The sequence below is a fragment of the Bacteroides sp. CAG:189 genome, from assembly GCF_000432295.1.
GTDB lineage: Bacteria > Bacteroidota > Bacteroidia > Bacteroidales > Bacteroidaceae > Bacteroides > Bacteroides salyersiae.
Map to the genome: position 1 here is coordinate 57027 of NZ_HF991073.1, position 14325 is coordinate 71351.

The window sequence follows — 14325 nt, forward strand, 5'->3', positions numbered from 1 at the left end:
TTAATCTTTCATGAATTTTTCCGCCCGCCCGGGAGTAAGCAATTCCCAAAGTGAAGCGACTGTCCAGCCGGGAGCAAAAATATTATTATAATACCCCTTGCCGTTTTTACCATAATCCCAGTTTGTGTGCTGAACAACTTCGGGATAATACCCCACTTTAGCCACACCACACAAATGTCCTTCGTACGGAAGCAATTGCCGCATGGAAGTGGAGATAACATTAGAAAATGCGGAGAAACGCGGCTCATCATACTCTTTTGCAAGCCAATTGAGTACAGAACCGAACTCAAAAACGAAAACATCTATATGATTATTCTCAACCGATACATTTCCCCAACCGCGCGTTTTGAAACCAAGATCTCCCAGCATCTCACCATCAGCAAACGGAACATCCCACACATAATACCAGGAAAGTGCAAAATAAGCAGCTTCACGCGTAAGATCGGCATAATGTTTTCTCTCTTCCCCTTTCGTAATCAGTGCCAGATAATAAGTTGCTGTAGCTGCATAGAGAGAAGCCTCCTTATCTTCACAATTCGCATCGAGCGTAGACGAAAAATAATCGGCTTTAGATATCAACTCTTTCTCCAGATAATCAGCCGTATGCTTGGCACTCTCCAGATAGCGTTTATCCCTGAAGTACTTATAAGCCATGACGAGTGGAAGTGTTGCAGAAGGAGTACTTCCACCACTTTTATCGGTAATGGTAAAATCATCCTTAAACTTACGGGGGAAACTGCCATCAGCATTCTGAATCTTTAAAAACATATCGAGTATATTCCTTAATCTATACTCCCACTCGGGATGTTTCCTGCCGTTCGCCCTCTCGTAATCCAAATAATGCAGCATTGCATACACCGCTTCCGACTGACGGCGGATACTATTAGCCGGTCTGTCTTCTCCCTTCGGATCGTTGATAAAACTTACACGCTCCCGAAAGAACCCTCCCGGCGTAAAGCCATTTTCCAGATAACTACCGAATATTTTTCTACAATCTTCCACCAACTCCTGCCGGTCGTGTCCATACCCATATTCCCAAGCATTGAAAGCGTTAAGCAAAACACGTCCGACAAATCCTACTTCGGCCACAGGAGGGCTATCACACGTCAAGACATGCATTCTGGGACTTGCATAATAAGAGAGAACAGGACCATCGATAAAACTTTCAACGAAATAATTGCTCATTACCTCTTTCATCTTTTCAGAAGAATAGGATGTACTTACGGGCTGCGGTCGGTACATGTCGTAACTATACTCCCAAGTACGACGCACAAAACCGGAAAAATCATCCGAACTGCCATATGCGATTTCCCAAGTAAGCATCACTGTTTCTCCTTTTCCCAACTTTTGATACGCTTCGACCTCTGGTGCCAGAGTCAACTTACGGACATAACTTTTAGGGGCTTCACGATAGGGAAAACCAAAGGAAAGAGTAGCCTTTCCGTTATGATTGGCAAAACCTGTAAATCCGATGGAAGTCTTACCCGAGAGAATTACTTCCCCTTCACTGTGAGTAGTCAAAGCGTCATGACAGAATTCATCTTTGCGGATCACCGTCAGATACTGCCCGTCTTTTACATTGTAAATTCCCGTCAAAGGAGTACTGAGACGATCTTCACGAACTTCCCAGCTATCGGATGTATGAAAAGCAGGCGCCCCTTGTGGCGATCGGAGGTTTTGTCTGTACCAAAATCCTGGCATATAGAACTGACAGTCACCATGACGGAAAGAAGTGGAAAATTGCTGGCTGAAATTGAAATAAATATCATCCAAAGCAGTGAGTGTCACCTCCATCTCCCAACAATCACTTTGGTTTCTGACACGCTCCGTGATTACCAATGGTAACTCTTGAGATGCTTCCAAAGAAAAACATCCTTTCCCGGAAGCAGACTCCAGAAAAGTTAAAGGATATTGTCTGGAATTATTTCCCGGTGTTTTCAACGAGATACACGCAGATAACTGCCCGGGCAAATTTTCAACAGCTTCGGCAGTAGTAACAAACACCCCGACAATCATAGCACAAATTAAAGATTTTATATTCATAAAACATGATTTTAACAGCGGGAAGTTTCCGGAACTTTTATTTTCAAGGCATTTCTTCCCAGCAATATTAAACAAAAAATAAAAAAGGTAATGTTAACAAGGTATCTTTAATACCACACATTACGAAAAAAGAAAATCGGTTAACCTTCATCCATAATTATAGATGCAAAATACGGGAATGATACAATCTTGCAGTACCACAAATAGGTATTTTTATAAGAGAAATCAGCAAAACTTGCCTTTTCTTCAAATTACAGACACAAGATATTTGTTCACAATTCAGAGACACGATAAATAAAGGCGGATTTACACAGAGACCAGACCGTATATTTACGATCTGGCTGCTGTGTAAATCCGCCTTTATTTAATAATTGAAAAAAAATCAATTTAAAATTCAAATCCTGATAATCCATCGTTCCCCCTTCCAAATTGAGCAATCCGGTGGTAGAATAACGGTAATTGAACAGATAAGATGCTTTATGTTTCTTGCTCAAAGGCCCTTCGGAAGCAAAATCAATTCCCATAATGCCCACTTGAAACACATTCTCGTTTTTCTGATTATTGCCGTTGCGCAACTTCATATCGAACACTCCGGATACGGCATTCCCATATTTGGAAGAGAAAGCACCGGTGAAGAAATCGGAGTTCTTCAATACCTGGCTGCTCAAAGATGAGAGTATTCCCCCGCCTAAAGAGGTAATGTCCGCAAAATAATTAGGGTTGGGAATCTCCACATCTTCAAGCCGCCACTGCAACAAATGGGCGCATTACCATGAATAGAGATACCATTGGTAGAAACACCCGGTGCCACTCCGGCAAACGAAGCTACCAGACGGGCAGGATCATCGAAACCGCCGGCATAATGACTCGCCTCTTCCACACTCAGCATACGGGCACCAGCCAGGACCATCTTATTCATCTTATCCTTTCCATTATTTTCCGACAAAGATACGTCAGACGAAAGGACTGTCGTAATAAATGAGACGTAACGCAGAATTTCTGAGACAAAATGTATATACCCGGAAGAAATGCCTACCACATAAAGGGATACAGCATAAAAAAGAAAGTCAATACGATAGATTATTATTCGCCCAAACTCAATGGAAGCCTTACAATAAAACGAGTACCGCGTCCCATCTCCGAATCTACCGAAATTTTTCCGCGAAGATGTTCCACAATTGTCAGACAAATAGACAATCCCAAACCGGTACCCTGCTTGAAACTGTTCACCTTGTAGAAACGTTCGAAAATATGTTCCAAGTGTTCACGAGCAATTCCTTCTCCTGTATCTTCCACAAACAGTGCCACTTTTTCTTCTTTTTCAAGAAGAGTATAGCCTAATTTAATGTAACCTTCCTTGGTAAACTTGCGAGAGTTGTTCAGTAAATTGCCGAGAACCTGTTTCAATCGGGAGGCGTCTGTCACAATACATAAATCGTCATCCGGAAACACAGCAGTAATCTGCATCTTTTCAGAATAGAAATTCATATTCTGTTCGGTAAGAATTTCATTCATCAATGCCCGAAGAGAACATGGAGCAAATACAAACTCCATCGTATTCGACTCAATCCTTGATAAATCAAGAATATCGTTAATCAGCCGCAGCAAATGTTCACTGTTCGTATTGATCAGGTTTACAAATTCTTCACGTTCTTGATGCGACAATTCCTCGAAAGTAGAACTCAGTACATCAGAGAATCCCACAATCGCATTCAGAGGTGTACGGATCTCATGGCTCATGTTGGCTAAAAAAGCAGTCTTCAGCCGATCACTTTCTTCCGCCTTCATCCGGGCGCTGATCAAGGTATCCTCAATATCCTTATGTTCCTGTATACTCATACAGATACCGACCAAACGATAAGGCAAGCCGGACAGTTTTCCGATGTAAGTGGATTGCCCTTCAAACCACTCCCGTCTTCCGTCTCCACGCAATATACGGAACGGGACAGGCTTTTCGTATATGGTATCACCACTGAACTGAACACTGAAAGCATCGAACAACTGTTTTTGGTCATCCGGATGAATCAATTTCAGATACCTGTCCATAGATAAAGTATAACCCGGTTCCGGTTCAATACCCAGATATTCGAAATAACGCGCATCAAGACTGAATATTTGGCGATCCAAATCAAAAAACCAAGGATAAATACGGGTACGGTTCAATGCCGTGTTCAGAATATATTCCTGCGTCAGTTCACTAGTTATATTCCGGAAATAAAAGATAATAACTTCTACTCCTTCGTCAAAAGGAAGTCTGCAAAAACGTCCTTTCACCGGAAATATCGTATTGGTAGACTTCTCACGGATACTGGTATTAGGAGGTAAAATTAATTCTTCTTTTCCCTGACGTATCACATCCAAAGCAGATGTAAGGATATTCTTATCCCGATAAATCAGTTCAAACAGTTCACCGGCATATAGATCTTTTTCATAAGAATCCGAGGAAATATTAATGTGAAGTCCCGTTTTTGCCTGCAAGTTAACTTGCAAAACTCTTTCATCAAATGTCAGAATAACAATGCCATCGGGCAGTATATTCAACAAACTATCGGCATAACTGATATTATCTACAGTATTCATCTCTGCTTTTTTATTTTGTTCGGTTTGCAAAGAAAGATATTTTTATTGATTCCATACAAATCAAAAAGAGAAAAAATATCATGAGAATACATTATTTATCATTAGAACCATTGAAAAAGAAACCATTACCCATAAAAACAAATGGTCTTCTGATTTGGATATAAAATAAAAAGTTATAACTTTACGGCGCAGGAAAACAGAAAACACTCAAAGCAATCAATATAATTGGAAAAACAAAGTACATTAAAACAATATGTATTGCCGTTTATACGGGTCAATACTATAATGATATGTGGATGGGTAATAATCGTTCTTCTATTCAAAATGAGCAAAATGGAAATGACAACTTGCTTATCAAGGCAATACGGCATTCTCATTCTGTTCGGAATCAGTGCATTTGTTTATTTCCTGTGGATTTATTGCCCTTATTTCAACAAATTATACCGGAACTCGGAAAGGAATGACAACGTAGGCCTGCCGTTGGCTTCATTAGGAATGGCTCTCTGCATGTTCACATTTGCAAAAGAACAATACCTGTATGCATTCACGCTCTATATAGCTTCAACCACTGTTTTTGTACTTTTACTATACTGGGATTTATACAAAATCAGACAAAGAAAACAGAAAAGAAAAAGAGAAAAGACGCGGAGAAAATCATAATAGAAACAATGACCGTTAATTAAGAAAAGAAGAGTACGAAGAACTTTTTCCTAACCAGAACTTTTCTCTCTTATTTCGCGTTTATATGAATGATAAAACATAAAACTATGAGCGTAAAAGAACAATACTGGAGATATTCACTTATTGCTATCATTATCGTACTTGGCATTGTCCTGTTCCAGCAAATCACCCCTTTCTTAGGCGGACTGCTGGGAGCACTGACCATCTATATCCTTGTCAGAAAACAGATGATACGCCTTACCACAAAACGAAAAATGAAACGGAGCACTGCCGCTCTGCTGATCACGACTGAAGCCGTCTTCTTCTTCCTGATACCTATTTCATTGGTAGTATGGATGTTGGTCGACAAACTGCAAAACCTCAATCTCGATCCGCAATCCATCATTGCTCCTATCGAAGAAATAGCCGGAATCATCAAAAGTAAAACAGGCTATGACGTATTGGGCAGTGATACGACCTCGTTTATCGTATCCGCCCTTCCCCGCATCGGGCAAGCCGTAATGGGAGGGATCAGCAGCTTTGTCGTCAATCTGTTCGTACTGGTCTTCGTTTTGTATTTCATGCTGATCGGCGGTATAAAGATGGAAGCATATGTCAATGCCATCCTGCCTTTTAATGCAACCAATACGGAACACGTGATACATGAGATCAATATGATTGTCCGATCCAATGCCATAGGTATTCCTCTTTTAGCCGTCATACAAGGAGGAGTTGCCATGATCGGCTATTTCATATTCGGAGCCCCCAATGCATTGTTGCTCGGTTTCCTCACCTGTTTCGCCACGGTTATCCCAATGGTGGGTACAGGCTTGATCTGGTTCCCCGTCGCCGTCTATATGGCCCTGACCGGAGACTGGCCCAATGCCATCGGACTGGCAGCCTACGGTGGTATTATCGTCTCGCAACTCGATAACCTGATACGCTTTATCCTACAAAAGAAGATGACCGACACTCATCCGCTCATTACTATTTTCGGGGTAGTCATCGGCCTGTCGTTGTTCGGATTCATGGGAGTGATCTTCGGACCGTTACTGCTTTCCCTGTTCTTCCTGTTTGTCGATATGTTCAAAAGAGAATATCTCGACACACGAAAATAACCGCTTGGCAAAGCATGTATCCTACCGAAAATTTGCGTACTTTTGTATCCTAAAAACGACATTACATCAATGGAAGCATTTACATTCAGTATGGCAGAACTGATATTATTATCAGTGGCAGGAGTTTTTCTGATTATCCAATACATTTACTATCTGGGAATTTACAACCGGATACATATGCGGAATATCACCGACCGGAAAAACGAACTGCACTTCACAAAGGAACTTCCTCCCCTGTCGGTCGTGATCTGTGCACGTAACGAATCAGAAAATCTGCGCCGTTTCCTTCCGGCTATCCTGGAACAGGATTATCCGCAATTTGAAGTAATCGTCATCAATGACGGCTCTACGGACGAAAGCGAAGCCGTACTGTCCGCTTTTGAAGAAAAATACCAACACCTGTATCACAGTTTCACTCCGGACAGCGCCCGGTATATCAGCCGTAAAAAACTGGCACTGACATTGGGTATCAAGGCAAGCAAACATGACTGGCTGGTGTTCACCGAAGCCAACTGCCAGCCCGCAAGCAATCAATGGCTGCGCCTGATGGCCCGTAACTTTACTCCGCATACCCAAATCGTATTGGGATACAGTGGATATGAACGTGGTAAAGGATGGCTGCACAAACGAATATCGTTCAATACCTTGTTTACTTCACTGCGCTATTTAGGCTTTGCCCTTGCCGGAAAGCCTTACATGGGATTGGGACGAAACCTCGCTTACAGAAAAGAACTTTTTTTCAAACAAAAAGGATATTCCACGCACTTGAACCTGCAACGGGGAGAAGACGACCTGTTCATCAATCAGATAGCCAATACGGAAAATACCCGGGTGGAAACCAATGCCCGTGCCATCATGAGAATGCAACCCATAGAAAGATACAAGGACTGGAAAGAAGAAAGAGTGAGCTATATGGCTACGGCACGTTACTACAAAGGTGCCCAACGCTATCTGCTGGGCTTCGAGACATGTTCCCGCCTGCTGTTCTATGTGGCTTGTATAGCCAGTATCGTATTCGGAATCATTCACTCGCACTGGCTGGTAGCCGGCATCGCTTTCTTTATCTGGCTGTTGCGTTATACCGTGCAAGCCATCGTCATCAATAAAACAGCAACCGATCAGGAAGAAAACCGTCATTATTACTTCTCCCTGCTCCTATTCGACCTGCTGCAGCCTTTACAAACCCTCCAACTCAAGCTTTACCGCCTATATCGCGGTAAAGGAGACTTCATGAGACGTTAGAGGCACTCAATTCTAAAAAACTCTTATCAGATATTTTATGAAAAACAAAATTTTAATTATGACTGTCCTATTAATAGGACTATTGAGATGCCAGAATCAAAAACCTGCCGAAAACGGTTCGTTTACGACAGCATCTTACAATCTTCGTTATGCCAATGCAGAAGATTCTGCCGCAGGCAATGGCTGGGGAAAACGTTATCCCGTGATGGCCAAACTGATACAATACCACAGTTTCGACATTTTCGGTACTCAAGAAGGATATATCCGGCAACTGGAAGACATGAAAGCCGCTTTACCGGGATATGAATATATCGGCGTAGGGCGTAATGACGGCAAAGAAGCAGGAGAACATTCGGCTATATTCTATCGTACGGATAAATTCGATCTTATTAAAAAAGGAGATTTCTGGCTTTCGGAAACACCCGATACGGCAAGTATCGGATGGGACGCGGTATTGCCCCGTATTTGTAGCTGGGGACACTTCAAATGCAAAGATACCGGATTCGAGTTCCTTTTCTTCAATCTGCATATGGATCACATCGGAAAAAAAGCGCGGGTGGAAAGTGCCTTCCTCGTACAGGAGAAGATGAAAGAACTCGGAGCCAATCTGCCGGCTATCCTCACAGGAGATTTCAATGTAGACCAGACACACAGTTCCTATAAAGCATTAGTAAGCAATGGAGTGTTGAAAGACTCTTATGAATCCGCAGATTTCCGCTATGCAACCAACGGAACTTTCAACAGCTTCGATCCGAACAACTTTACAGAAAGCCGCATCGACCATGTATTCGTATCGCCGTTATTTAAAGTAAAGAAATACGGGGTATTGACAGATACTTACAGAAGCACTAAAGCCACAGGTACTGAAAAAGCAAATGTCAAGGACTGCCCGGAAGAGATCTCCATTGAAAGTTATGAAGCACGTACACCGTCGGATCATTTCCCGGTCAAAGTAGAACTGGAATATTAACAATCATAATCCCGTCAGAACAGCTCCGGCCCTCCTGTTATTCGTATCGCATGGAGCTGGCCGGATTTATCTTGGTAATCAGATAAGAAGGCCCCAACAACATTAGTACAGAAGCAAGCAAGGTACCGGCATTGATGAGCAGAAAAAGCCAAACATTAAAAGAGACAGGTACCGAATCGACATAATAACTTTCGGGATCCAATTTGAAAAGATGAAACTGTGACTGTATGAGACAGAATACCAATCCGATAGCATTTCCCCAAATCATCCCCTTGCCTATCAGGAATACCGAAAACCAAAGAAACACTTTACGGATCGTAAGGTTATTCGCTCCCAAAGCTTTCAGGATACCGATCATGTTGGTACGTTCGATAATAATAATCAGCAAACCGGAAATCATGGTAAAGCCTGCTACCCCGATCATCAGAATCAAAATCACCCACACATTCAGATCGAGCAAGCCAAGCCACTCGAATATCTGAGGATTGGACTCCTCTATATTCTGCACAAAATATACACCGCCATATTTATCCGCCCGGTTATCCGTGCTTTCGGCCACCTCATAGGTGATGTCTGGCAAACGGTCATAATCCTTCACTTGCAACTCCGCACCGCTCACTTGATCGGGTTTCCAATTATTCAACCGGTTTACGGTATATAAATCCGTCAGCAGGAACAGGTTATCATATTCCGAAAAGTTAGTCTGATAAATCCCGGTAACGGTCAACGGACGAACCCGCACATTGTCCTGGATATAATAAGTAAATATCTTATCCCCCAATTTTAGCTTCAGCTTATCGACAAGTGCTTTTGATATGACCACCTGTCCGGTGGCAGCCGAATCGCTGAAAGCCGGAATCTCACCTTCCAACAGATTGTCACGAAAAAACGTGGCATCAAACTCCGGCCCTACTCCTTTCAGAACCATTCCTTGGAAAGCATCGTCCGTCTTAATCATCCCCGGCTTTGTGGAGTAACGCTGCACATGCTTTATGTCCGGATTAGCCGCCAAAGCAGCCAACATACTGTCACCCACCACCACAGGATGAGTTTCGTATGACCGGACAGCATCGAAATTAGTAATCTGGATATGAGACCCGAAACCGGTCACCTTATTACGCACCTCCCTCTTAAATCCAATCACTACGGCCACCGTAATGATCATCACTGCCAAACCAATAGCAATCCCCACCATAGCGATGAGAACAGCCGGCCGCGATACCTGTTTCCCACCATCGGTATCACGATAAAGGCGACGAGCTATGAAGAGGGGAAAAGACATAGAAAATAGTGATTAGCGGGTTAGTGATAATTGATTAGCAATTCGAGTGACTGACGGGGTATCACCAATTCACTTCTATTTATTCCGTCTTCCCCGGATATGCCTCCAACGCCTTTTTAAGCACAAAGAGCGCGCGGTTCAAGTCTTCTTTCTTTAAGACATAGGCGATACGGACTTCATTCCGTCCGGCTCCGGGAGTAGTATAAAAACCGGAAGCAGGGGCCATAAAAACTGTCTGGCCTTCGTATTCGAAATCGGAGAGACACCAGGCACAGAATTTATCCGAATCGTCTACTGGCAACTTGGCTACAGTATAAAACGCTCCCATCGGAATAGGAGAATATACACCCGGAATACGGTTCAGACCGTCAATCAGGCATTTACGACGTTCCACATATTCATCATAGGTATCACGCAGATAATCTTCATTGGCATCCAATGAAGCCTCAGCAGCAATCTGACCGATCAAGGGAGGACTCAGACGGGCCTGGCAAAATTTCATCACAGCATCACGTATCTCCTTATTTTTCGTGATCAAGGCGCCGATACGGATACCACATTCAGAGTAGCGTTTCGATACCGAGTCGATGAGCACCACATTGTTTTCAATGCCTTCGAGATGACAGGCAGAAATGTAAGGAGAACCGGTATAGATAAATTCACGGTAAACTTCATCGGAAAAGAGGAAAAGATCGTATTTCTTCACCAGGTCACGTATCTGATTCATCTCTCTGCGAGTATACAAATACCCGGTAGGATTGTTCGGATTACAAATCAAGATCGCTTTGGTACGCTCGTTGATCAGTTCTTCGAACTTCTCTACCTTAGGCAAGGAAAAGCCCTCTTCGATGGTAGTGGCAATGGTACGTATTTTTGCTCCGGCAGAGATGGCAAAAGCCATGTAATTGGCATATGCCGGTTCGGGTACAATAATTTCATCACCCGGATTCAGACAGGAGAGGAATGAAAAAAGCACCGCTTCCGAACCTCCGGAAGTGATAATTATATCATCAGCCGTCAGGTTGATATTGAACTTTGCATAATATCCTACCAATTTCTCCCGGTAACTGCAATATCCCGCACTCGGGCTATACTCCAATACTTTACGGTCAATATTACGTATGGCATCAATCGCGACCTGAGGTGTGGGCAGATCCGGCTGTCCGATGTTCAGGTGAAACACATGTACCCCTCTTTGCTTTGCTGCATCAGCCAAAGGAGCCAGCTTTCTGATAGGAGATGCAGGCATCTCGTTTCCGCGAATGGATATTGTTGGCATAATGTTATTTACTTATTTATCGATTTACTATTTTTAATTAGAGAGGGCAAATGTACACAATAAATCGGACACAGAGACATAAAAACTTTAAAAACCTTATCAAGGGTAAAAACGTTATGGTATTATGAAAAGAAAGCTATACATTTGTCATATACAAAACCCAAAACAATACCATAATGACCATAAACCTCATTACGTTTGCGTCACTACTACACAAACAGGCTTCTGCACTCAATTCGCACGAAGTGATATTGAATGAATTAGAGAAATATTTCACGGTCCGGTTTGTTAATTATGAGGATATCGACAAGCTGAGCAATGATGATTTCAAAATCATCTTCATAGCCACCGGCGGAGTAGAAAGACTGGTTATACAACATTTTGAATCTCTCCCCCGCCCTGCCATCCTTCTGGCAGACGGCATGCAAAACTCACTCGCAGCAGCGCTTGAAATATCTTCCTGGCTCCGTAACCGGGGTATGAAGAGCGAAATTCTCCACGGAGAACTCCCATCCATCATAAAACGTATACAGATTTTATATAATAACTTCCAGGCACAACGTTCTTTGTACGGAATGCGTATAGGCGTTATCGGGACACCTTCTTCATGGCTCGTAGCCAGCAATGTAGATTATTTGCTGGCCAAGCGTCGCTGGGGAGTGGAATACATCAATATCCCCCTCGAACGGGTGTACAAAATTTACGAACGCATCAATGACAATGAGGTGGGTGCTTCCTGCGCTGCCGTCGCTTCGCAGGCACTGGCTTGCCGGGAGGGGACTCCGGAAGACATGCTAAAAGCAATGCGTCTCTACCGGGCTGTAAAAAGAATATGCAAAGAAGAAAAGCTGAGTGCAGTCACTTTAAGTTGTTTCAAGATAATAGAGCAGATCGGCACTACCGGCTGTCTGGCATTGGCTATGCTGAACGATGAAGGTATCCTTGCCGGATGTGAGGGTGACCTGCAATCCATATTCACGTTGTTAGCAGCCAAAGCATTGACCGGAAAGGCCGGATTTATGGCTAATCCTTCCATGATCAATGCCCGAACCAATGAGATTATTCTGGCTCACTGTACCGTTGGATTAAAACAGACGGAAAAGTATGTGATCCGTAATCATTTTGAAACGGAAACAGGGATCGGTATTCAAGGAATTTTGCCTACAGGAGACGTCACCATCCTGAAATGCGGCGGAGAATGCCTGGACGAATATTATCTTTCCACAGGCACACTTACCGAAAATACGAACTATATCAATATGTGCCGCACACAGGTACGCGTCAAACTGGATACACCTGCCGATTATTTCTTAAAGAACCCGTTAGGAAATCATCACATCCTGATACACGGAAATTATGAGACGGTACTCAATGAGTTCCTGCAAGCTAACTCCTGTAAAAGAACGGAATAGAGAGGAAAGAATCAGACGCTTTCCCAAAAATCTTCTCATCCCTACTGACCCCAAAAAAGAGACCGTTCATATACTTGCCAATATACAAGTATTATGAATGGTCTCTTCTTTTATCTTGGATGATCTCTCTTTTTGAAATGACGGAAGAAACTGAATTTATTCTTCCATTACCCACTCCTCTATATTTCTGGCCTTACTACTAAAACTCACACCTATCTTGAACAGCCGTCGAGGATCATTTTGAAAAGATTGCCCGTAACATTTCTCATTGATTTGCGCCAAAGCCTCTGCAGCCGTAGCGTCCTGTTTGAATTCCATAAGGTAGATATAATGATCGGTTGTCAGCACCAAGTCCACACGCCCCCGGTTCGTATGGTATTCCACCCGAACATAAAAGCCCATCATCTTGAACACGATAAAAAGCACGTTCTGAAAAAACAACTCCACATTACGTTGCGGCTCCTGACCGACAATCACCTCGTAGGGAGCATCCGCAAAGAAGCTCTGCAGACGACGGAAAAAACCGTCCACTTTCGCATGTTCCACCTCAGATACAAACTTGCGGATTTCAAACGGTGCTTCAGATTCACTCTTGTCTGTATAGAAAGGCATCAGATAATTCAAAAAGCCTTCCTCTACTTCCTGATTAGGATAATCCAACGTATAAAGTCTAAAACGGCTGTCGTAATCCTTTATAGTCAGATATCCGCTCTGATAGATAACAGGAATGGGATGGGTACCTTCCGAATCGATACTGTCCAGCACATCTGCCGTAACCTCCACTCCCTGAATTTCTTCCAACCGGTAATTATGCTTTTTCAGCAGGTAAACCAAGTAAGAGGGAGTACCTGTAGCAAACCAGTAATTGCCGAATGCCATAGAGTCGAACGTATTGAGCAGACTGAAAGGATTGTAGATACCGGGAGTGTTGAAATTAAAATGATAGCCGTCATAACGTTTCTTCATTTCAAGGCACACGCTATCATAATCCATATTCTGCGCTTCGGCAAGAAGATGCAGGTCTTTGTCAAAATACTGATGCAGTTCTTCATCCGTGATACCGCAAATATCGTTATAATCACGACGCATGGAGATATCCTTCAAGTTGTTCAAGTCACTGAACACACTCACTTTTCCAAACTTCGTGACTCCTGTCAGAAATCCTAACTTGATGTAGCCGTCCATACTTTTCAACACACCATAGAAAGGCTTCAAGGTATTACAGAACTCCTTTTGCAATTCAGGATTACCGATGGCCTGCAACATAGGCTTGTCATATTCGTCCACCAGAATAGCGACACGATGTCCCGTCTTTTCCACAGCACGCTCTATGACACCGGCAAAACGCAAGGCAATCGTACGTTCCGATTTGTTGGCGCCATAAAGCTCTTCCCATTTGGCAACGTTCTTTTCCAGCATGTCATCCAGACTTCCGGGTATGTCATATTTGCCGATATTCAAGTCGAGATGAAAGACCGGACGCACCGTCCAATTCTCCTCCAACTGTTCTATCGCCAACCCTTTAAACAGTTCACGTTTTCCTAAAAAATAGGCTTCAAGGGTGGAAATCAGCAGACTTTTACCGAAGCGGCGCGGACGACTCAGAAAATAGTAACTGCCGGTGGTCACCAGCCGATGTACCCATGCGGTCTTGTCCACATAGACATAACCGTCTTTGCGCAGCTTCTCAAAATTCTGTATGCCAATAGGATAAATTCTTTTTTCCATATATTTTTATT

10 protein-coding genes and 1 pseudogene are annotated in these 14325 nt (G+C 43.1%); 5 read left to right on the forward strand and 6 right to left on the reverse strand.

The genetic code is table 11. From position 1 onward, the window contains the following. The 3 genes and pseudogenes from QVP90_RS10425 to QVP90_RS10435 form a co-directional block, all read right to left on the reverse strand. Positions 1–2043, reverse strand: a complete 2043-nt coding sequence (locus tag QVP90_RS10425; protein ID WP_007481804.1) for a hypothetical protein — start codon at positions 2041–2043, stop codon at positions 1–3. A gap of 377 nt (positions 2044–2420) precedes the next feature. Further along, positions 2421–2968: pseudogene (locus QVP90_RS10430) on the reverse strand (hypothetical protein); the annotation flags it as partial. A 158-nt stretch (positions 2969–3126) separates the two neighbouring features. Beyond that, positions 3127–4623, reverse strand: coding sequence for a PAS domain-containing sensor histidine kinase (locus tag QVP90_RS10435; protein WP_021936374.1), 1497 nt, complete (start codon positions 4621–4623; stop codon positions 3127–3129). 339 nt (positions 4624–4962) lie between these two features. Between QVP90_RS10435 and QVP90_RS10440 the strand changes: the two genes are divergently transcribed. From QVP90_RS10440 to QVP90_RS10455, 4 genes are all read left to right on the forward strand, one after another. Then, a complete protein-coding gene (locus QVP90_RS10440; RefSeq protein WP_148359708.1) occupies positions 4963–5283 on the forward strand; it encodes a hypothetical protein in 321 nt (106 codons plus the stop codon). A 107-nt stretch (positions 5284–5390) separates the two neighbouring features. After that, the gene (locus QVP90_RS10445; RefSeq protein ID WP_021936375.1) at positions 5391–6401 is read left to right on the forward strand and encodes an AI-2E family transporter; all 1011 of its coding nucleotides are present in this window, start codon (positions 5391–5393) and stop codon (positions 6399–6401) included. Positions 6402–6470: 69 nt separating this feature from the next. Beyond that, on the forward strand, positions 6471–7643 hold the full coding sequence (locus tag QVP90_RS10450; protein WP_021936376.1) for a glycosyltransferase: 1173 nt from the start codon (positions 6471–6473) through the stop codon (positions 7641–7643). Between the two features lie 37 nt (positions 7644–7680). Continuing rightward, positions 7681–8613, forward strand: coding sequence for an endonuclease/exonuclease/phosphatase family protein (locus QVP90_RS10455; RefSeq protein WP_264381020.1), 933 nt, complete (start codon positions 7681–7683; stop codon positions 8611–8613). Between the two features lie 37 nt (positions 8614–8650). Here QVP90_RS10455 and QVP90_RS10460 read toward each other — a convergent pair whose 3' ends face one another. Further along, positions 8651–9895: an ABC transporter permease gene (locus QVP90_RS10460; RefSeq protein ID WP_005930546.1), complete on the reverse strand. Its 1245-nt coding sequence runs from the start codon at positions 9893–9895 to the stop codon at positions 8651–8653. 79 nt (positions 9896–9974) lie between these two features. Next, positions 9975–11174 (reverse strand): pyridoxal phosphate-dependent aminotransferase, encoded by a 1200-nt coding sequence (locus tag QVP90_RS10465; protein ID WP_021936378.1) that lies wholly within the window; start codon positions 11172–11174, stop codon positions 9975–9977. Positions 11175–11350: 176 nt separating this feature from the next. Between QVP90_RS10465 and QVP90_RS10470 the strand changes: the two genes are divergently transcribed. Continuing rightward, positions 11351–12586, forward strand: a complete 1236-nt coding sequence (locus tag QVP90_RS10470; protein WP_005930540.1) for a hypothetical protein — start codon at positions 11351–11353, stop codon at positions 12584–12586. Positions 12587–12742: 156 nt separating this feature from the next. Here QVP90_RS10470 and QVP90_RS10475 read toward each other — a convergent pair whose 3' ends face one another. After that, positions 12743–14314, reverse strand: a complete 1572-nt coding sequence (locus tag QVP90_RS10475; protein ID WP_021936379.1) for an ATP-binding protein — start codon at positions 14312–14314, stop codon at positions 12743–12745. Positions 14315–14325: the final 11 nt, after the last annotated feature.

What these genes read in the sequence shown, in the direction of transcription:
- QVP90_RS10445 (WP_021936375.1), top strand. Translation starts at nt 5,391, where the DNA reads ATGAGCGTAAAAGAACAATACTGGAGATATTCACTTATTGCTATCATT.
- QVP90_RS10475 (WP_021936379.1), bottom strand. Translation starts at nt 14,314, where the DNA reads ATGGAAAAAAGAATTTATCCTATTGGCATACAGAATTTTGAGAAGCTG.
- QVP90_RS10440 (WP_148359708.1), top strand. Translation starts at nt 4,963, where the DNA reads ATGACAACTTGCTTATCAAGGCAATACGGCATTCTCATTCTGTTCGGA.
- QVP90_RS10470 (WP_005930540.1), top strand. Translation starts at nt 11,351, where the DNA reads ATGACCATAAACCTCATTACGTTTGCGTCACTACTACACAAACAGGCT.
- QVP90_RS10425 (WP_007481804.1), bottom strand. Translation starts at nt 2,043, where the DNA reads ATGAATATAAAATCTTTAATTTGTGCTATGATTGTCGGGGTGTTTGTT.
- QVP90_RS10435 (WP_021936374.1), bottom strand. Translation starts at nt 4,623, where the DNA reads ATGAATACTGTAGATAATATCAGTTATGCCGATAGTTTGTTGAATATA.
- QVP90_RS10455 (WP_264381020.1), top strand. Translation starts at nt 7,681, where the DNA reads ATGAAAAACAAAATTTTAATTATGACTGTCCTATTAATAGGACTATTG.
- QVP90_RS10460 (WP_005930546.1), bottom strand. Translation starts at nt 9,895, where the DNA reads ATGTCTTTTCCCCTCTTCATAGCTCGTCGCCTTTATCGTGATACCGAT.
- QVP90_RS10450 (WP_021936376.1), top strand. Translation starts at nt 6,471, where the DNA reads ATGGAAGCATTTACATTCAGTATGGCAGAACTGATATTATTATCAGTG.
- QVP90_RS10465 (WP_021936378.1), bottom strand. Translation starts at nt 11,174, where the DNA reads ATGCCAACAATATCCATTCGCGGAAACGAGATGCCTGCATCTCCTATC.